Consider the following 19,917-nt stretch of genomic DNA (forward strand, 5'->3'; position numbering starts at 1 on the left):
ATGAATGGTTATGTATAGCCGATAGGCGGTAACTGTATTATGTGAAATTATTACATGATGCCAGGATATATTTCTGATTTGATTGCGCAAAGATCTCGACGCGTAGCTCGACGCTGTTAGACATCGCTAATTCTCTAATTTATAATCGTTCTAAATGAGCATGACCGCACAACCAAAATCAGAGCCAGAGATTAAAGATCTCTTGCGCAGCCATGGTATTTTCCCTACTTCTCAGAGGGTAATTATCACACGGCTTCTGTTTGAGAAGTGCACGCACCTGTCCGCGGAAGATGTTTTCCGTCTGGTTAACGCGGGTAACCGCCAGGTTTCCAAGGCCACGGTATACAACACGCTCGGACTGCTGGCAGAGAAGGGCGTCGTCAGGGAAGTGCTCGCCGATCCCACGCGAATCTTTTACGACCCGAACACGCAACCCCATCATCATTTCTTCGATGTCACCTCCGGCAAACTGACCGATATCAGCGTGGATCAGATTCACGTGAGCAATTTGCCGCCACTTCCGCCGGGCGCCAGGCTCGAAGGCGTGGACGTGATCGTGCGTTTGCGTCCCGAGAAGTGATTCTGGTTTTCTGACCGCCCTGCAAGGTTGGTTCGTCCGAAGGAACAGCTTATACTTTCGGCCCGCTGTCATCGCGTGAGGCCGGTGTAGCTCAGTTGGTAGAGCAACTGATTCGTAATCAGTAGGTCATCGGTTCGACTCCGGTCACCGGCACCATTTCCGGGTTGTCAGCTAATATCTTCAGAGAGTTAATTCTCGAAACGGCAAAGGAATCCGGCGGGATCATGCAGATTGATTCTGGCAGCGGTTTGATACAGGGAGTTCGATTCGTGTCATCTCCCAATTGCGATGCGCGCCCGACCGGAGTTCCGGTGGACACCTTGATCATTCATTCGATCAGCCTGCCGCCGGGCACGTTCGGCGGGCCCGGTGTCGAACGTCTGTTCTGTAATAGCCTTGATCCGAATGAGCATCCCTATTATCGCGAAATCAAGGATCTGAAAGTTTCCGCACATTTTCTCGTTCGCCGCAATGGCGATCTTGTCCAGTTCGTGCCGCTGCACCAGCGTGCCTGGCATGCCGGACAGTCGTATTGTGAGGGACGCACGAATATCAACGATTTTTCCATCGGTGTGGAAGTGGAAGGCGCGGATAATCTTCCTTTCGAGGACGTCCAGTACGAGGCGCTCGCGAAACTTACCAGCGCTCTTCGGCTCCAATATCCTGCCATCACCAGGGAGCGTATATACGGCCATGGCGATATTGCGCCTGGACGCAAGACTGATCCGGGACCGATGTTTGACTGGAATCGTTATTTGAAGTCTTGCTCCTAGGGCTTGCCTTGTGTCAGTCATGACCGTTACATTTAACAGTACAGAGGATAGAGAGCAGTTGGTATGAGCGAGATACTGATTATTGTTTTGCTGGCAATTCTGCTTGACCATCTGATTCCCGATCGTCAGGGCATCAAACCATTCGCCTGGTATCGGGATTGGGCGGAATCCATCGAAGAGCGTTTCAACGGCGGGAAACGCACGCACGGTATCGGCGCTGTCATGTTGGCGACACTTCCGATCGTAGCGGGCGTTATGCTGATTCATTACATTCTCGGGGAGCTCGGCTGGATATTGCGCGTTGCTTTCGATGTCGTGGTGCTTTATCTGTGTCTGGATGTACATCGCCTGGGTAAAACCGCGAATGCGATATCGAATGCCCTGGAGTCCGGTGAGCTGGGCGAGGCGGACGATAAACTGCGGGATCTGATCGGAAAAGGCGTTCCGGAAAGGACCGATGCGAATATCGCACGCGCCGCCGTTGAAGGCGTTCTTAAGCAGGGCAATTCGCTGATTGTATCGCCCATCTTCTGGTTCATTCTCCTGGGCCCCTTCGGTGCCGTGTTGCAACGGCTGAGCTGCATTCTCGATTCGCTTTGGGGCCATCGTTATGAACGTTTCGCCGAGTTCGGTTGGGCCGCAGCCCGCTTCGATGATTTAATGGGATGGGTACCGGCGCGCATCACGGCGCTCTCCTACGCGTTGATGGGCAGCTTCGAGGACGCGTTACATTGTTGGCGCCGGCGTGTCGGTGTGTGGTCGGATATTAACAGCGGTCCTTTGCTGGCCTCCGGTTTCGGCGCCATGCATATGCAGATTTGTGAAGCAGCTGAAGAGAGTGAATACGAAGAGAAAACATCCGACCTTACCGTCATCCCGGATGCCGGTCATGTGCAACGCGCCGTGGCGCTGGTCTGGCGGATGCTGCTGTTGTGGTTGGTGATCGGTATTTTGATGACCGGTGCGCATCTGATCGGTTTTATCACAGCCTGACTTCCCATCTCCTGTCTCATGTGGCCGGTTATGCGTCTGTTCCGCCATCGCTGTGCATATGCTAACGAGGTTCAATGAAGGAGTTGATTCTGGGTGGGGCGCGTTCGGGCAAAAGCGGTTTTGCCGAAAGCAGGGCGGAAGCGAGCGGAATGGCCGTGACCTGTATTGTCACCGCACAACCCAACGACCAAGAAATGGCTGCACGCATTCGCTACCACCGTGAGAAGCGCCCGCCACACTGGAAGGTTGTTGAGAAGCCTGTTTCATTAGCCACTACCCTGCAAACACTGGCGGCTCCCGATCGGTGTTTGCTGGTCGACTGTTTAACGCTGTGGCTCTCTAACACTCTGCATGCCGATCATGGCGATCCGGTGGTCGGTTCACCCGAATCGGTTTTCGCGCGCGAGCGGGAGGCACTGGTCGCCACGCTTCCTACGCTCGCGGGCTACATAATTCTTGTCAGTAACGAGGTGGGCATGGGCATTGTCCCGCTCGGGGAATTATCGCGGCGTTTCTGTGACGAAATCGGGAGGCTACATCAAGACCTGGGGGGACTCTGTGACAGAGTGACATTGATGGTCGCTGGCTTGCCACTCGTGGTGAAGGGGAATGCCGCATGAGTGCGAAATGGTGGCTGCGACCCATGGCCAGCCCCAGCGAGGCTCGCACACAGGCCGCGCGCCAGCGTCAAGGGCAGCTTACCAAGCCGCCCGGTTCACTCGGCGAACTTGAGACGATTGCAGTACGTCTTTGTGGATTGCAGGACCGTGACCGGCCCGGCATTGATCGTTTGCTTATCGTGGTGTTTGCGGCGGATCATGGCGTGGCCGAAGAAGGCGTATCGGCTTTTCCGCAGTCGGTTACCGTGGAAATGGTGCGTAATTTCTCACGTGGCGGTGCTGCGATCAGTGTGCTGGCGCGTGCGTTGAATGCCACGCTCGAGGTGGTGAATGTCGGTACGGCGGACGATCTCGGCCCGCTGCCCGGTGTCATCAACAGGCGCATTGCGCCCGGTACTGCCAACATACGTCATGCACCGGCCATGACGCCGCCGCAACTCGAAAACGCTTTGCAGATTGGCATCGAGGCCGCCGAGCGTGCCAGCGTTAACCGTATGGATCTTTTCATCGGCGGGGAGATGGGTATCGCTAACACTACGTCGGCCGGCGCCGTGGCTTGTGCCCTGCTGGGTATGGCCGGCGCCGCTTTGGCTGGACCTGGAACGGGTTTGGATGATGCTGGTGTGCGACACAAGGCACGTGTCATTGATGAAGCCATTGCCCGTCACGGTTGCGCGCGCGCCGATGTTCTGGGTGTGTTGCGTTGTCTCGGCGGTTTCGAAATCGCCGCCTTAACCGGTGCTTACCTTCACTGCGCCCAGATGGGCATCCCGGTGCTTGTCGATGGATATATTTCGACTGTCGCCGCGCTTTGTGCGCAACGTTTGAACGCCGACGTATCGGCGTGGTTTTTCTATGGGCACCATTCAGCGGAGCCGGGGCATCGATTTGTCATGGAAGCGCTCGGAGCACGCCCCTTGTTACATCTCGGCATGTGCTTGGGCGAGGGCAGCGGCGCGTCGGTGGCAGTGCCATTGTTGCGCATGGCCTGCCTGCTGCATAACCAGATGGCGACCTTTGCCGAGGCCGGTGTGTCAAGAGCGCTGGAATGACGCAGGCAGTCTCCACGTTATTCGATCTGTTGCGTCATGGTGAGCCCGTGGGCGGCAGAAAATATCGCGGTCAACTCGACGACCCCCTGAGTGAAAGGGGTTGGCGGCAAATGCGTGAAGCCGTCGGTGAACATTGTCCTTGGGACGTTATTCTGAGCTCGCCACTTTCCCGTTGTGCGGCATTCGCCCGGGAACTGGCTATCCGGCATGATCTGCCCCTCGAGATCGAGACGCGATTCATGGAACTGGGCTTTGGAGAATGGGAGGGACGTACGGCCACCGAGTTGCTTGAACGCGATCCGCAGTTGCTGACGCGCTTCTGGCAAGACCCGGTCAATCATGCGCCACCCGGCGGTGAAACCCTCGCGACCTTTCGGAATCGTATAAAAGACGCATTCGATGAGGCGCTCTCACGCCATGAAGGGCGGCATGTGCTCCTTGTCTGTCATGCCGGCGTCATACGATTGCTCGTCAGCCATGCGCTCGATATGCCACTGGATCGAATGTTTCGTATCGATGTGCCCAGTGCGGGAATAAGCCGTATCCGTATCGATGCCAACGGCACGGGCCCGTTGCCACGGCTGGTATTTCACGCCGGCCGGCTTTGAGCGATGCGTTATTTCTGGATCGCCTTGCAGTTCCTCACGCGCCTGCCGGCGCCACGTTCAACGTCAGCCAGCCCGGAAGATCGCGGTAGATCCGTGCTATTTTACCCCTTGGTGGGTTTTTTGCTGGGCGCGCTGATCGCGGGCATGCAGGCTTTGCTGACGTCAGCGGATGTCGGTTTGCAGTCGGCTTTGGTGTTGTTGCTGTGGGTGCTCCTTACCGGCGGCTTGCATCTCGACGGGCTCGCGGACAGCGCCGATGCCTGGGCGGGATCGCATGGCGATCGCGACAAGGCCTTGCGCATCATGAAGGACACGGCCAGCGGACCCGCCGGGGTTACCGCCGTGGTCTTGGTTTTGCTGCTTAAGTTCGCCGCCCTGTCGGTTTTGCTTCGTGAAAATGTTTGGATGAGTTTAGTGATGGCGCCGGTGCTCGGCCGTATGGCGATTGTATTTTTGTTTGCGAGCACGCCTTATGTCCGGATGGGAGGTTTGGGTGCTGACCACGCTATGCATTTACCGCGTCTCGCAGCCATTATTGTCTTGATTCTTATCGCGGCAGCTGTCATCGCACGGGGTGGAATAGGGCTGGTGGCATTGGCGGCGGGACTTGGTTTGTTGCTGATATTGCGGTTAATGATGGTAAAACGTCTGGGCGGCGCTACCGGCGATACACTCGGCGCCGCTTGCGAATTAATCGAGGCTGCCGTTCTGATGGCCATGGCCTTGGTGGTGAGCTAACGATGCGCATAGGAGAGATAAATTTGTCGCGCAAGAAACGGTTTCATTGTTTGACAGTATTGGGCATTTTTTTCTTTATCTCCTTATCGGCATGGGGCGTCGAAGTCGTTGACGATGCCGGCCGCATTGTTAAGCTAAAAATGCCTGCTAAGCGCATCATTAGTTTGGCCCCATACCTCACTGAAATTCTGTTCGCTGCCGGCGCCGGCTCAGCGCTTGTTGGAACGGTGAATTACAGCGATTATCCAAAGCAAGCTTTGCAGATTCCACGCGTCGGTAATTACGATAGCTTCGATGCCGAGCGCATCTTGGCGTTAAAACCGGATCTTGTTGTTGCCTGGCAGAGCGGAAATCCCACGGTGCAAGTGGAGCGTTTAAGAAATCTCGGTTTGACTATTTATTTGGGCGAACCGCGCGTCTTCGAAGACGTGCCGAGCAACCTCGAACGTTTGGGAGAACTGACCGGCACCGCGCGCACCGCCCAACAGGCCGCAACGGCTTTTCGACAGCGCTATACGCGTCTTCAACACCGCTATGCCAGTCGTCCCATGGTGAGTGTGTTTTATGAAATATGGAATCAACCGCTGATGACCGTGAATGGCGAGCATTTAATCAGCCGTATGATGCAGCTATGTGGCGGTCGTAACGTATTTGCCGAATTAGCGCCCCTGGCGCCGGTGATCGATCTTGAAGCGGTACTTAAAGCCGATCCTGAGGCGATTATTGCGAGCGGTATGAATGAGAAGTCGCCGGAGTGGCTGGAGGATTGGCGCCAATACCCTTTGCTGCGAGCGGTTCGAGGAAACAATTTATTTTTTATTCCCCCCGATTTGATGCAGCGTAACGGTCCACGTATCCTGGAAGGAGCCGAGCAAGTTTGTCAGAATCTAGAGCAGGTGCGGACCCGGCGCGCAAAACATTAGCGGTTTTTCCCCGGTTGCCACAGGACGTCGCCGCGACCGGCGCGGGCATTCAGTACACGTGCCATGACAAACAACAAGTCGGAAAGACGATTCAGGTATTTCGCCGCTACGACATTGATTTTCTCCACTTCGCTCAGGGCATGCGTGCGTCGCTCTGCGCGGCGGCAAATCGCCCGCGCCAGATGGCACGTGGCCGATGTCTGGGATCCTCCCGGTAGGATGAATTCCTTGAGTGGTGATAAGCCGGCATTCAATTGATCCAGGGTTGCTTCGAGGCGCTCGACCTGGGCTTCCGTGATGGCCGTCCGCCCCGGGATGCTAAGTTCGCCGCCCAGATCGAAGAGTTCGTGTTGGATGTCGGTGAGAGGCGCCTGGATATCTTCCGGGACATCCTGTGTCAGCAATATGCCGATGACGCTGTTGAGCTCATCCACCGCGCCCATGGCTTCCACACGCGGACTGGTTTTTTTCACGCGCGCGCCATCGCCCAAGCCCGTGGTGCCGTCGTCTCCCGTGCGCGTATAAATTTTGGAAAGGCGATGTCCCATGTTCAGTTTTCCACCAGCCGGTAGATAACGGGCAATTGCATATCCACGCCGCGGCCGTTAAGCCAGAGCGACGCTCCGGCAAGATGGCCGAGCCGGCTCAGGGAGTTTAACGCCGAATGATCCAGAACGGCATAGCCGGAGCTGCGCTCAACGCGAAGTTTATCGAGATGTCCGTCGGATTCCACGCGCAATCTCAATAGCACGGTACCCTCCCATCCATGTTTGCGCGCCTGTGGCGGATATACCAGGTAATGCGAAAGACGGGTTTGCAATTTTCCTAGCAGTTGGTTGCGCAGTTCAGTGCTCATGGCGGCGGCCGTTTCCTGTTCCGTCTCCCGGGCGGTTTCCACGATCGATGAAGCGGGCTGGAACGCGAGGTGTGTTTCAGGGTGGATAGCGTGGAGGATATTATTTGCCTCCTGCCCGGGTGGTTGTGAAATTGATGTCTTTCCCGGCCCCGTCTGTAAAGGATGCATTGAATTCTCAATCCTTACATCCAACACACGCTGTCCGAGATCAGGCAGAGACAGGTTGCCGTCCGATTTGTCCATGCCGAGCAGAAAGATAAAATGTAGCCCGGACGACAACAGCAGAAATCGCGCCAACGAAACAGTATGAAGGGGCCGGATCATGTTCAGAAATCCCTCCCCAGGGAAAATGAAAAAAATCTTTCGGGCAGGGGATAGGCGTTGTAGATGCTTGATGAGCTGGTGCTGCGGACTCCGTAATCGAATGCTTTTCTGTTGAACAGATTGTTGACGGCCGCCTGCCATTTCCAGGCATCGATTTTTCTCATGAGCTTGATATCCACTGTCGTAATGGCCGGAATTTTCTGGAAGGTATTGGTTTGATCGTTGTCAAAGTGCTTCTCCCCGGTATAACGTGCTGCCGCTGAGACTGTCAGTTTCCGGTTTGAAGCCCAGGAATAGGCGAGACTGCCTGTATTTTGCGACACCAGCGGCACTTCATTGCCGGCGAAGGTACCGGAGCGGAAGGTGGAGCGCGTGTAGGCGTAATCCGCTGTTACGCGCGAACTTTCCGTTATCCGTTTCTCGGCTGACACGGTCATGCCATGGCGGCGCGTGGGGTCGAGATTTTCATTGGCGAACGTGGCAGAATTGAAGTGAATTTCATTGCGAAAATTCATGCGATAAATGCCAACCCCGAGACGCGTGTCGCCTTGAGCGTAGTCTGCGCCCAGGTCGAGACTTTCCGCCGTCTGCGGTTTCAGGGGAGAAAAGGTCTGAAGAAAGCTGTTTGAATCCGTCTGGAAGAATTCATCAATGGTGGCAAATCGTACACTGCGCCCTATCTTGCCGAAAATCGACAGTGTCTCATTGAGCCGGTGACGCAGGCCCATGTCGAGGATGTGTTCCGTATCGGAGCTTTTGCGCTCCGGCGCGCCACTTCCAAAAGCGCCGCCAGGAGCGCCCGGATTAAAGTCATCATGGGCCTGCATTTTCACCCGCTGCCATCGACCCCCCAGTGTCAGCAGAGACCGATCGCTGATTTCGCTGGTGTCTTGTCCGTAGACGGCAAGACTTGTTTGATTCACATCCAACCGGTGAATCGGAGTGCTCGCAGTGGAGGGGTTCAATGAGCGATCGGAATCGTATTGCGAATGATAATAATCGACACCCGTGACGAGAGTTCCCGGCCGGTCAAACAAGCGATGGCGAATTTTCAAGCGCGGTGTGAGCGAGACGGTGGCAAGGTTGGTGTCATAGTAATTGGCAAAAGCTCCGCCGAAGGCATAATCATCAAAGAATGCTTTCTGATTTTTTTTGCGGTAACCCAGATCAATAATCAGTTCCTGATCTGCTGACAAGAAGTGGCTGTGACCCATTGTCAGGGAACCGCCATTCTGGTTGGCATAATCGCGGGGACGACTTGTTCCACGACGGTCATTGTTCAGCTCATCAACCCCGGCGCCGGGATCAACACGGCGTTCCCCGGGAAGGCGTACGCTCTGGTCGTCTGCTCCCAGTTTGAGAAACCACTCACCCCTGTCGTGGAACCAGCGCAGGTCGGTCTGGAGATTATTTTGCTTCAGTTCATTATTGCGGCGGTAGCCGTCTGCATTAATGCTGCTCACAAAGGCATTCGCCGCAAATAAATCCTGACCATGGCTGAAGGCGGCGTCCAGTCGGTGTGATTGATGAGACTCAAGGGAAGCGATAATACTGCCGGAAGTTCCACGGCGCCCCGGTTGTTTGGTGATGATGTTGATGGCGCCCCCTGCCGCCCCGTCGCCATAGAGCACTCCACCGCCCCCACGGATGATTTCAATGCGTTCGATGCTTTCCACTGGGATAGCCGCGAAATCCACGGCAGAGAGGTCGATGTCATTCAACCGGCGGCCATCGAGCAGGATGAGCGTATTCTGAGTGGAGGCCGCACCGAAGCCACGCATGTCAACCGTGGCGCGCGCGGCATGGTTTCCATACAGGCTGCGCGTAGCAACGCCGGCTTCCAGTGCCAGCAGTTCCGGAAGCGTTGATGCCGGGCTGCGAGAGATACTTTCTGCCGTGATCACGCTTACTGATGCTGGCAAGCGTGCGTTGTCATCCGTCATGCGAGTAGAGGTGACAATCACGGCTGGGTGTTCCAAAGTCGTGGCAGCCATCGCATAAAAGGGGAAAGTACAGATGGCGAATGAAACGTTAAGAATATAAAAAGCTGACTTCATGAATTTCCTCCGCAAACCGCACGCACCCGCGCGGTGGTTGATCAGGAAGTGCGGAGGATGGAAAAGCGGAATGCGAAGGCCATTGCCGCCCGGGCCGCCCTCCGCGACACCCTAATGGGTTGTGCTTCAGGCCGGTCTCCGGGCTCACGAGTGGAGTGACGAGAGTCACTCTTGGCGAATCGCCTTCCCGTCGCCGTCAATTGCCTGGGCAATTTAACGATCGGACAGTGGCGGTTGATTCGCCCGAAAGAGTCCAAGGAAGGACTCTTTCAACATACACACTCGTTTACCGTTGCGGGGGCAGCGCCGGGATGGTTCATCGCGGAATCTCGAGGAACGCACCGGCTTCCCGTTTCATTTCCCGAAACGACAGTTACGGGAAACACCTGAAGCTGATGAACTGCAAACTCTGATGCACTATAGGTAGAGGAAAGAAATGTGTCAATGACTTTCAAAGATTGCCGGAAATCGTGAAACAAATCACCAGGAAAGAGAGCGATGCAAATAATTATTTTTTTCACAGCACCAGAAATAAAAAAGCCGGCCCGAAGGCCGGCTTTGAAATTTCAGATTGACAGCTAAAACTATCAGCCTTATTTCTTTTCCGGAGCCGCAGGGGCAGTTGGGGCAGCAGGCGCCGCCGCATCCGCCGGCTTAGCGGCATCCATCGCAGGAGCGGCCGGGGCAGTCGTGGTTGCCGGCGCCGGCACCGCTGCCTTTTTCTCACAGGCAGCAATTGCCGTCATGGACAACAGGGTGGCCAGCAGAATCGTGTACTTTTTCATATAAATTACGTTTCCTTGTTGAGGTGTGGATGATTTACCGTGAATGGGAAAATGGCTGTTTAAGCTCTAAATCTTGCAGCCGGTTGCTATTTTACTCAAATTATTAAAATTTTCATTGCTGTTATTGCATGCCAGGATTAATTGGCATGCCTGCCCAGCCAAAGGCCGGGGACTATTCAGGAAGCAAGTCGCGGGGCGCCATAAAACAGCCCTTGGGCGGTATTAATCCCGATGGCTTGCAGGGCTCGTTCAGTGGCGGCGTCTTCCACGCTTTCAGCGATGGTTTTCATGCCAAAAGAGGTCGCCAGCTCGTGAATATGCGTGACAATCTTGTGATCGGATTCATTGCGCAGCATGCCGCGCACAAAAGATCCCTCAATCTTGAGGTAATCCGGGCGGAATAAGTTAAGGAAGTTATAGGTAGAGTAACCGCTGCCGAAGTCGTCGAGGGCCAGTTTGCAGCCAAGAGCACGCAGGGTCTGGATGTCCTCATGCAGCCCGTCGCTCAAGGGGATCGTTTCACGTTCTGTGATTTCGATCGTAATCGAGCGTCCTTCGTCGCAGGCCGGTTTGAGCAGGTCACTCAGCTCCCCCACGAAGTCCTTGTCATTGAAGGAGGAAATATCCACATTCAGGAACAGGGCATATTCCGGCGGAGTCAGCTTCAGGGCCTGGGCGATGATGTGCAGATCCACTTCTCGTGTCAGCCCCAGCTCCTCCGCCACCGTTATGAAATCCTTGGCCTGGATGACGAGGCCATCGACGCGCATGCGTGCCAGGACTTCATAGGCCACGGGCTCGCCATTTTTGAGGTTACAGATGGGTTGGAACGCGGGATGGATGTGTCCCTGTTCGAGTGCATTTCGCAACTGGAAGCCTTGACTGAAAATAGACATCACCGCGCGGCTGATATCCGGTGACAGTACTTCGATACGATTACGTCCGCGACGCTTGCTGTGATACAGCGCGACGTCAGCCGCGCTCACCAGGTCCTGGGCATTAGCGCCATGCGTTGGCGCTTCGGCCACGCCCATGGACGATTGGAGCTGCATGTGCCCGACCGGCAACGGAATGCGGGTTTCACTGATGCGGTCGTGCAGCTTTTGGGCAATGCGCGTGGCATTTTCAATGTCGGTATTTTTTAGCACCATGGCAAATTCATCGCCCGCGAGACGCGCGATATAGTCATTGCGTCGGACCTGTTGCTTGAGCAGTTGCGCGGTAGCACGCAGCACCTCGTCACCGAAAGGGTGGCCGTAGGTATCGTTAATGAATTTGAACCCGTCGAGATCAATCAACAACAAACATACGGGCAAAGTCTTCGGCAGGTGGTCGGACAGGATGACTTCCAGCTGGCTGTCGAAGTGTCGTCGATTGTAGAGACCCGTCAGAGGATCGGTGACGGACAGATGATAGAGCTCGTCCTGATATTTGGTGAGCAGGTGGTTAAGCTCGACGCTCTTGGTCACATCGCCGAGCGTGCCGATGATGCCGGTGAAGTTTCCGGCCGAGTCGGTCTGGGCATCGGCGTCGAGACTCATCCACAGGCGCTTGCCGTCTGCCGAACGTAGTGAAATTTCGCGGTTTTTCTCGTGCAGGCGTGGCAGCGCCGGCGGGTCAAAATCGCGTATGGCGTCCTCGTCTACCAGAAAATCGCCGAAAGGTTTGCCGAGCGAGTCGTCCGCGGCAAAGCCGGTCAATCCTTTCCAGGCCGGATTGAGAAACACAATGCGTCCGTCGGCGTCGAGCTCAAACAGGATTTCGTGCATGCTGTTGACGAGTTTGCGCAGCCGCGTGTCGCTGTATTCGAGCAGCTCGCGTGTTTCCTCAAGGCTTTGAATGTAATGGCGCAGGGTTGCCGAGCCTTCGGTGAAGGACTGATTGAGTTCCTGGATCTCGCGGCTCCCGGAGTCAATGAGTTTAGTGCGTGGATGCCAGTTGCCGTGGGCGAATTCGCGCGCCCATTCCATTAGCGGCCGTAGCGGCGCGGTGAAACGGGTCAACAATAGATAAACCAGCAGAAAAACCACGGCCAGCAAAACGGCGGCCAGGATAACGCCGACCATGACTACATTCCGAATGTTCTGATTGAGCGGTGCGTTGGATAATACCGCTTCGATCCGGCCAACTTTCGCGCCATTGACGATAACGTCCGAGACGAGCAGCGGTGTTGTTTTGGTGGCGTCAGAAAGTGTCCGTGCCAGCCAACTGGCCGGTTCCGTATTGCCTTCGTGTCCGTAGAGAAGTGAGCCGCCACCTCCGTCGATAATCCGAATGGAAGCGATCGCCGGGTCGTCGGCAATCTGGCTCATGTATCGGTCGAGGCCGACGATGTCGTAGCTCGCGACCATGCTGCGGATCGCCGGCTCCACCAGCACCATGAGTTTCTGCGCCAATTGCTGCTGAGTCCCGAAATGGGTCTGCGCTGCCTGACGGGCAAAGACCGCGGTGACGACGGCGGCGGTGAGCAACAGCAGGAAAGAGAAAGTGACAGCTATCCGGTTGCGCAGGGTTCGCGGCAGCCACGGCAGGCGGATCATTACCGAACCACCGGGAAAAGAGAGAGTAAAGAACCGTCAGGGAGCCAGTGCTCCCGCGGGTTTTCCGGCAGACGACTTAGCACCAAGGCATGTGTCCTATCGTTATATTAAGTGCCGCTGCGAGTGGCGGAAAGTATAACGGCCGGTCCTTGATTAATCCACACCGCCCGACGGTCGTTACGCCGGCAAAAACCAGCTGGTGACATCGTCACGGATTTCGCGCAAACGGCAGTGGTACAGCCGTTCGAGATTGGGGCGATTCAGCAATTCGGACAACGGACCATGCAGACACTCGCCATTGTCGAACAGCAGCATGCCATGCGTGCCGAAGCGTAATGCCAGGTTGACGTCATGCAGCACGAAAAGGTTGAGATGCCCCGGCCGGTGTGCACGATCCGCCAGCAAGTCCAGCATCTGAACCTGATGCCGCAGGTCGAGATGATTAATCGGCTCATCCAGCAGGCAGATGGGCGCGTCCTGCGCCAGCAGGGTGGCGATCTCTACCCGCCGCCGCTCGCCGCCGGAGAGTGTCGCCAGTGGACGCCGGTCCAAGCCGTTCAAACCAACGGCATCCAGCGCGGCTTCAGCCGCGCGGTAATCCTCTGCGCCCTCCCATTGCCAACGATCGAGATGCGGGTAGCGACCGGTCAATACCGTTTCAATGACTGTCGCGGGAAATCCTGACTCCATATCCTGAAACAGCACGCCGAGACGCTGTGCGCGGGTGCGGGCCGGAATCTTGTTGATCTCCCCGTTGTCGAGACTGACCGTGCCTGTCTCTGGCGCGCGCAAGCCGGCAAGCGTATGCAACAGAGTGGTTTTTCCGCTGCCGTTAGCGCCCAGCATTACCCAGTTCTCACCGGCTTCCAGACTGACATTCAGGTTGGCGCACAAGGTACGTCCGGCGATCCTCAGCGTCAGATTTTGAGCACGCAGCATCAGCGTGAGCGGATCAGAAGAAAAAGAAAGGCTGGAACACCCAGCAAGGCGGTGATGACCCCGACAGGGAGCTGTACAGGGGCAACCCAGCTGCGCGCGATGGTATCGGCGATCGTCAGAAATCCGCCGCCGAGCAGCACACAGGCCGGCAACAGAAAGCGGTGATCCGAGCCGGCCACCAACCTTAATATATGGGGAATCACCAGGCCCACGAAACCCACGCTGCCGGCGAGCGTAACTGCCATGGCCGTCAATAGTGAAGCGACCAGGTAAATGATGTAGCGCAAGCGCGCGGGGTTTGCCCCCAGCGCGGCAGCGGTGTTCTCGCCACGTAACAGAAGATTGAGTGCCCGGGCGAACCAAAGCGAGACGGCGAGTCCGGCCAGCAGCGCCAGCAGCGCCATGGCAGGTTGCGTGGCGTAACTCAGATCGCCAATCAACCAGAAGAGCATGCCCTGTACTTGTGCCACGGGCGCCAGCGCCAATATCAGGCTGATCAGTGCGCCCCAGCCCGCCGCGACCACCACGCCGGTAAGCAGCAGTCGATTCTGTGTCCAGACAGAACCCAGGCGACTCAATCCGAAAACGATGAGCATCGACAGCAACGCGCCCAAGAAGGCATTTCCACGCACCCACCCGATGCCGAGACCACCCAGCATGGAAAGCAGCGCGGCGACGGCCGCGCCGCCCGAGATGCCGAGCACATAAGGGTCCGCGAGCGGATTGCGCAACAGCACTTGCAGTAAGGCGCCCGAAAGCGCCAGCAAGCCACCGACGGCGAAAGCCGACAGGGCGCGTGGCAGGCGCAGCTCGTGAATGACCATGTATGACATTGCGTTGTCGGAATTGCCGCGCAACGCGAGCCACAGTTCTTGCGCGCTGATATTCAGGCTGCCGTGGGATAGCGCGAACCACAGGGCTAGTGGCGCCAGCGCCAGCAGGATCAGCATTGTCAGCAGGCGGTGGCTCATGGGCGATTCGCTCAGCGCAGGGGCAGAATCTGCCAACCGCGCCGCTGCGCCTCGCGCCGCAGGATATCGTCGGGATTGACTGCCACCGCGTGGTCGACGATGGAAAGCAACGGCAAATCGTTGTGCGAATCGCTGTAGAACCAACTGTCCTGCAACGTCTGTCCTTGTTCCTGCATCCAGCTTTTCAGCCGCGTGACCTTGCCTTCGCGGTAGCAGGGTGTGCCCGCGACCCTGCCCGTGAAACGTCCGTCGCGTTCCTCCGGCTCGGTGGCGATCAGGTGTGGAATATCGAACTCCCAGGCGATCGGCGCCGTGACGAAGCGATTGGTCGCGGTGATGATGACGAGCGTGTCGCCGTGCGCACGGTGCAAGTTCACGAGCGCACGGGCGGCGGGCGTGATCATGGGCAGAACTTTGGCCTGCATGTATTGCCGGTGCCAGCCATCGAGCGTGGCGCGGTCGTGTTGCGCCAGCGGACGCAGGGCGAATGCGAGAAACTCCATGATGTCGAGCGTGCCGGCCTGATACTCGGCGTAATAGCGTTCGTTTTCACGTTCATACTCCTCGCCATCCACAATGTGGTTGTCGATGAGGTAGCGCCCCCAAGCGTAGTCGCTGTCGCCACGCAACAAGGTATTATCGAGGTCGAAAATCGCGAGACTCAAGAATTAATTCCTGTTTAATGAATTTGAACCGTCAAGGATGCCAAAAACTTCAAGGCTGAGAGAATATATTTCATTTCGGAAAGAATGTCTGTTCTGGCAGCAGGTGCTGCAAGTCCCAGAGGTAGACATTCGCATCGTCGGAAGTCGAGGCCAGATAGCGCCCGTCGGACGAAAGACTAACGGCAGTTCCGCAGAGTTCATGCGGCTGGAAACGTTTCAGGACATTGCCGGTTTGCGCATCCAGTATGTATACGGCGCTGTCGGTTTGCCGGCCGATGCTGGCGAGGCTCCGGCCATCGCGGTTGAAGCTGATGGACTTGACGATGCCATGATGCTCCGTGGGCAGAATAGTGAGCGATTCGTCGGCCAGCCGCCAGCGGAACAGCTTGAACCAGCCACTGCCCATGAGGAAATTCCCATCGGGCGCGAAGGCCAGGTCCTGCGCATCTGTTGGCGGAGACGGCAGCGGTCGTGGTTGTTCTTCCAGACGCCAATAAAAGACCCGCCCATCCGTGCCGCCGGAAGCCAGTTGTCGGGTGGAAGGGTGGTAGGCCACGGCGCGCACCGCGCCGCGGTGAAGCGACAGATCGTGAATGAGAAAAAAATCGGTCAACCGCCAGAGGCGCACATGTCCGTCGCTGTGCCCCGTGATGACCAAGGCGCTGGCTTCATCGACATCCATGTCGGTGATCGGGGAGGGCGTGACAAAGCGTTTGAGCAGAGTGCCGTCGCGCGTCCAGCGCGCCAACACACCATCGTAAGCCGCGGACAGTATTTCACGATCATGGTTGAGGAATTGCAGCCCTTGGAGCGAGCCAGCGTGCGCCGCCCAGCCGGCGACCTCTTTTCCTTCCGGCAAGGTCCACAGGCGTATGCGCCCCTCCGAGCCGCCTGAGGCGAATGTCTTCGATTCGCTGCCAAAGGCGAGCGCATAGCCGTTGTTGTGAACGTCCCGTAGGACCACATTGGCGGGAACGCGGGGTGTCGACACGCATCCGACCAGTGCCAGTCCGGCCATCATCCATACAATACCGGCGAACCGCCGTCGACCCAATGCCGCATTGCTGTCACGGCGGCTTCGTGGAAAAATCATGCGCATTGATTTGGAATATTCCGATTTTGACGGGATTGTAATGATAGACGAACACGGTTACCGCCCCAATGTGGGCATTATTCTATGCAACCGCCTGAACCAGGTTTTCTGGGCACGGCGTTGTGGCCAGGATGGCTGGCAGTTTCCGCAGGGTGGTGTCCGGCCCAAAGAGCCGATTAACGAGGCCATGTACCGCGAATTGCGTGAGGAAGTGGGCCTGTCGCCGTCGCACATTGAAATACTGGGCCGCACCCGTGACTGGTTGCATTACGACATACCCGACAATTTTCGCCGTCGCCATCCACACAGTGCGTTCCGGGGCCAGAAGCAAATCTGGTATTTGTTGCGTTTGGTCGGAAAGGACCAGGATGTGCGGCTCGATTTGTGCGAGCGGCCCGAATTCGATGAATGGCGCTGGATCGAATACTGGAGCGCGCTGGAGAACATCATCAGTTTCAAGCGCCAGGTTTACCAGCAGGCCTTGGCTGAGCTTGAACCGCTTTTGTCTTCCCTGAATACGCACGGCTGAGGAATACGCGGCGCATGTTACCAGCCGCTGCACGCCCTTCCGCCCGTTATCGTTCCGTTACCGTTGTCTCCATTCTGGCGTTTGTGCTGCTGGGTTTTTTTTCGTTCGGCCGCCTCCCCATCGATCTTCCTCCATCACGCGATGCACCGCGCCTGAACATCCATGTTTCCGTGCCGGGCCTGACCACTCCGGCGATTGAGAAAGAGCTGATGCTCCCGCTCGAGTCTGCGCTCGCAGATCTACCGGGTGTGGTCGCCATGGAGTCAACCGCTGCCTCGGGGAGCGTCAGCATCGATCTGCGCTTGAATCATCGTCGCGATATCGATGCCGTGCAACGCCATGTCATGTCGCGCCTGGAGCGTGACAGAACTTCCTGGCCGGCATCCATCGATCCACCAGCAGTTACGTGGATTGATTATTCTTCAGCAAGCATGGAATTCAATCTGATATCCAGAACGCATGACTCACTGGCATTGCGTGACTGGGCCGAAGCCGGGTTTGCCAGGCGCTTGCGGGAATTACCGGGTGTTGCCACGGTGGATATGGCGGGTGGCACCGTGCGCGAAATTCTGGTCATGCCGGATCAGCGGCGACTGGCCGGCTACGGACTTTCATTCGAGGATCTCCTGCAAGCGATCCGGAAAAATCCCGAGGTGGGTTCTCACGTCAGTCAGTCGCCGGTGAAGAAGCGAAACCGGCGTGATCCCATGCTGTCGGGAAGCTTGGCGGCGTTGGCGGCGGTTCCCGTCATTTTGCCTGACGGTGAGAGCATTCAGCTCTCGGAGGTGGCCGAGCTGGTGCCGAACCAGCTGGCAAATCCGGTACCGGTGCGCGTGGACGGCGCGGAGACCGTCAAGGTGACGGTGCACAAGCAGGCGCCATCGGCGCTGTCGGATGTCGTCGGGGAACTTCGGTCGCATGTGGACTGGATGCGTGCGAACCGATTAATACCCGATGGTATCGAGATCCAGTCCTTTTCCGGACATTTCGACGATGCACGACGCCCCCTGAGAAAAATAGCCTACGCGTTTCTCATCGGTTTTATTCTGGTTCTGTTCACAGTACATCTACTGTGGGGCCGAGGGCGGCGCACCCTGATGCTCGGTGTGATTACCGTGGCTTCGTTGCAGGGTGTATTCATCACGATGGCGTTATCGGGCATGGCGCTCGATGTCATGATGCTGGGAGCTTTGGTGCTGGGCACGGGACTTTATGGCGGCAGTGTCATGCTGATGTTTGAAGGAAAATCCCGGTCTGTACTTGCGCCAGTCAATAGCGTCCGTCCTGTGGTCGCGGCGGCGATGGCCTTGGTGGCGGCGCTTGTTCCGGTATGGTTTGTGGGTGGTGAACTGAGTGCGCTCTACCGTGAGTTTGTTAGCGTATTTGCCGGCGCCTGGCTGCTGGCCGCGCTGCTGGCATGGTGGCTGGTACCGGTGTTCGATACGCGCCACCGTGGTGGAAAAGCCCAGTGGAACGCGGCCGTCAGCCATGCCATGGCCCGCATGCGCCGCTTATATGAAGGCCTGCTGCGTCGCCTGTTGCAAAGGACTGTGTTGTGGCTGGCGGTGTCCTCGGTGACGGTTGCTGTATTGGGGCCTGTTCTTTTTGTGAAAATCCGCGAAGCTCCCGCGCAAAATGGATCGTCTGGACAGGAGCTTGTCCTGCGCGTTCAGGGACCGGAAGGCGCCGGTTTATTGGCGCTTGCCGATGATGTTGTGCGGCGACTGGGGTCATTGCCTGAGTTACGCCAAGTGAAACATTCGTCACAGGCCGTCCGGGAAGAGCTGATGATTCATATCAATGAAGAGCGCGCGCGTGAACTCGACGTGGACATTGCCGGGATCGGCAGGGCATTGGCCATCGCCACGACCGGAATTCCGGCTGGAAGTTTTCGCGATGCAGACCATCTCTATAATGTACGCATGCGCCTGCCGGCTGAAGATGCGGGCAGTGTTGCCACGGGAAAGATTTTACTTCTCGGTGAGCTCGAGAATCGTCCCGCCGTGCACTTGCGTGATATCGCCACGCTGGAGCGGGCTGTCGTGCCGGCGCAGATTCGCCATCTCAACGGGAAACCGGTGATCGAGGTTATCGCCCAGATCGCCAGCGAGCCCTCGTTCGATCAGGTCATAAAAAAAGTGAACGCGGCGCTCGACAGCATGAAATTGTCATCCGGTTATCGACTTTTTTTCGGGCGCAGCGGAGTAAGCGCGCAGATGAACCGGGGGCTGATAGCGCAGGGTATATCGGTTTTGTTGATTATGCTTGTGACGACATGGCTTTATCGCTCGTTGCGTCTCGGACTGCTTATATCGCTAACGGCAGTTGTCACGCTGGTCGGCACGGGCGCCGCGCTGTTGGCTTTTGGCATGCCAGTGTCGCCACCGGTGTGGTTAGGCGCATTGTTGCTGCTTGGTATTTCGGCGGGCCATGCCACCGCGCTGGTGGCGCGATGTGAAGCGCAATCGCCAGACTTGCCTTTGTTGCGACGACTGCAACAGGCCGCCCGATATCAGTTTGGTCCATTATTCACCATGGTCCTGACGGCGATCTTGGGCATGTTGTCTTTGATGTGGATCAATGGCAGCGCTTCTGTCTTGCATACACTTATTATTGTTCTGGTCACCGGTTTGCTAGTTTCGTTGCTGGTAAACTTATTGTTGACTCCGCTGCTGTATTGGCTGGTTTCGCGCAAGGAACAAATTCCCCTGCAACCGCGTCAATAGGTACAAGTTGTTATCTGTTAGAATCCCGCGTTCATATTTTTTGATTTATCGGAGGACCCCGTGACCCACCTTCCCCGCCGTCTCTTCCTCAAGAACACGCTCGCCACCGCCGTCTTGGTCGGTGTCGGCAGCACCGGCCTGTTCC

At 56.9% G+C, this 19,917-nt stretch carries 19 protein-coding genes, 1 tRNA gene and 1 riboswitch; of the genes, 11 read left to right on the forward strand and 9 right to left on the reverse strand.

Annotation, left to right across the window (positions count from 1 at the left end; genetic code table 11):
- The first annotated feature begins 154 nt into the window (after positions 1-154).
- From NUV55_RS06375 to NUV55_RS06415, 9 genes are all read left to right on the forward strand, one after another.
- Positions 155-580 (forward strand): Fur family transcriptional regulator, encoded by a 426-nt coding sequence (locus NUV55_RS06375; protein ID WP_296671358.1) that lies wholly within the window; start codon positions 155-157, stop codon positions 578-580.
- 80 nt (positions 581-660) lie between these two features.
- Positions 661-736, forward strand: a tRNA-Thr gene (locus NUV55_RS06380).
- A gap of 68 nt (positions 737-804) precedes the next feature.
- Positions 805-1,353 (forward strand): 1,6-anhydro-N-acetylmuramyl-L-alanine amidase AmpD, encoded by a 549-nt coding sequence (gene ampD, locus NUV55_RS06385; protein ID WP_296671360.1) that lies wholly within the window; start codon positions 805-807, stop codon positions 1,351-1,353.
- Between the two features lie 63 nt (positions 1,354-1,416).
- Positions 1,417-2,346, forward strand: a complete 930-nt coding sequence (locus NUV55_RS06390; RefSeq protein WP_296671363.1) for a regulatory signaling modulator protein AmpE — start codon at positions 1,417-1,419, stop codon at positions 2,344-2,346.
- A gap of 74 nt (positions 2,347-2,420) precedes the next feature.
- Positions 2,421-2,966 carry a bifunctional adenosylcobinamide kinase/adenosylcobinamide-phosphate guanylyltransferase gene (gene cobU / locus NUV55_RS06395; protein ID WP_296671364.1) on the forward strand — a complete coding sequence of 182 codons (546 nt, stop codon included), beginning with the start codon at positions 2,421-2,423 and terminating at the stop codon, positions 2,964-2,966.
- A complete protein-coding gene (cobT, locus tag NUV55_RS06400) occupies positions 2,963-4,018 on the forward strand; it encodes a nicotinate-nucleotide--dimethylbenzimidazole phosphoribosyltransferase (protein WP_296671366.1) in 1,056 nt (351 codons plus the stop codon). The genes cobU and cobT overlap by 4 nt, the downstream gene beginning before the upstream one ends.
- Positions 4,015-4,626 carry an alpha-ribazole phosphatase family protein gene (gene cobC, locus NUV55_RS06405; protein WP_296671368.1) on the forward strand — a complete coding sequence of 204 codons (612 nt, stop codon included), beginning with the start codon at positions 4,015-4,017 and terminating at the stop codon, positions 4,624-4,626. The genes cobT and cobC overlap by 4 nt, the downstream gene beginning before the upstream one ends.
- 3 nt (positions 4,627-4,629) lie before the next feature.
- Positions 4,630-5,364 carry an adenosylcobinamide-GDP ribazoletransferase gene (locus tag NUV55_RS06410; RefSeq protein ID WP_296671369.1) on the forward strand — a complete coding sequence of 245 codons (735 nt, stop codon included), beginning with the start codon at positions 4,630-4,632 and terminating at the stop codon, positions 5,362-5,364.
- A gap of 23 nt (positions 5,365-5,387) precedes the next feature.
- On the forward strand, positions 5,388-6,287 hold the full coding sequence (locus NUV55_RS06415; protein ID WP_296671371.1) for a cobalamin-binding protein: 900 nt from the start codon (positions 5,388-5,390) through the stop codon (positions 6,285-6,287).
- Here NUV55_RS06415 and NUV55_RS06420 read toward each other — a convergent pair.
- The 9 genes from NUV55_RS06420 to NUV55_RS06460 all read right to left on the reverse strand — a co-directional run bounded on the left by NUV55_RS06420 (position 6,284) and on the right by NUV55_RS06460 (position 16,523).
- A complete protein-coding gene (locus NUV55_RS06420; protein ID WP_296671373.1) occupies positions 6,284-6,835 on the reverse strand; it encodes a cob(I)yrinic acid a,c-diamide adenosyltransferase in 552 nt (183 codons plus the stop codon). The genes NUV55_RS06415 and NUV55_RS06420 overlap by 4 nt on opposite strands.
- 2 nt (positions 6,836-6,837) lie before the next feature.
- Positions 6,838-7,467 carry an energy transducer TonB gene (locus tag NUV55_RS06425; protein ID WP_296671375.1) on the reverse strand — a complete coding sequence of 210 codons (630 nt, stop codon included), beginning with the start codon at positions 7,465-7,467 and terminating at the stop codon, positions 6,838-6,840.
- A 2-nt stretch (positions 7,468-7,469) separates the two neighbouring features.
- A complete protein-coding gene (locus NUV55_RS06430) occupies positions 7,470-9,524 on the reverse strand; it encodes a TonB-dependent receptor (protein ID WP_296671376.1) in 2,055 nt (684 codons plus the stop codon).
- A gap of 111 nt (positions 9,525-9,635) precedes the next feature.
- Positions 9,636-9,929: riboswitch (cobalamin riboswitch) on the reverse strand.
- Between the two features lie 188 nt (positions 9,930-10,117).
- Entirely contained in the window at positions 10,118-10,309 is a 192-nt protein-coding gene (locus tag NUV55_RS06435) for a hypothetical protein (protein ID WP_296671377.1), read from the reverse strand.
- Positions 10,310-10,485: 176 nt separating this feature from the next.
- On the reverse strand, positions 10,486-12,849 hold the full coding sequence (locus tag NUV55_RS06440; protein ID WP_296671379.1) for an EAL domain-containing protein: 2,364 nt from the start codon (positions 12,847-12,849) through the stop codon (positions 10,486-10,488).
- A 177-nt stretch (positions 12,850-13,026) separates the two neighbouring features.
- Positions 13,027-13,788 (reverse strand): ABC transporter ATP-binding protein, encoded by a 762-nt coding sequence (locus NUV55_RS06445; RefSeq protein WP_296671380.1) that lies wholly within the window; start codon positions 13,786-13,788, stop codon positions 13,027-13,029.
- Complete coding sequence (locus tag NUV55_RS06450; protein ID WP_296671382.1) at positions 13,788-14,759, reverse strand: iron ABC transporter permease; 972 nt, start codon at positions 14,757-14,759, stop codon at positions 13,788-13,790. Before NUV55_RS06450 ends, NUV55_RS06445 begins: the two co-directional genes overlap by 1 nt.
- A gap of 11 nt (positions 14,760-14,770) precedes the next feature.
- Positions 14,771-15,424: an HAD family phosphatase gene (locus tag NUV55_RS06455; protein WP_296671384.1), complete on the reverse strand. Its 654-nt coding sequence runs from the start codon at positions 15,422-15,424 to the stop codon at positions 14,771-14,773.
- Positions 15,425-15,494: 70 nt separating this feature from the next.
- Positions 15,495-16,523, reverse strand: a complete 1,029-nt coding sequence (locus NUV55_RS06460; RefSeq protein ID WP_296671386.1) for a hypothetical protein — start codon at positions 16,521-16,523, stop codon at positions 15,495-15,497.
- 34 nt (positions 16,524-16,557) lie between these two features.
- On the opposite strand from NUV55_RS06460, the gene NUV55_RS06465 reads away from it, so the two are divergent.
- A complete protein-coding gene (locus NUV55_RS06465) occupies positions 16,558-17,046 on the forward strand; it encodes an RNA pyrophosphohydrolase (protein WP_367280366.1) in 489 nt (162 codons plus the stop codon).
- Positions 17,047-17,060: 14 nt separating this feature from the next.
- Positions 17,061-19,772: an efflux RND transporter permease subunit gene (locus tag NUV55_RS06470; protein WP_296671390.1), complete on the forward strand. Its 2,712-nt coding sequence runs from the start codon at positions 17,061-17,063 to the stop codon at positions 19,770-19,772.
- Positions 19,773-19,917 lie beyond the last annotated feature (145 nt).

Source organism: Sulfuricaulis sp. (assembly GCF_024653915.1).
GTDB lineage: Bacteria > Pseudomonadota > Gammaproteobacteria > Acidiferrobacterales > Sulfurifustaceae > Sulfuricaulis.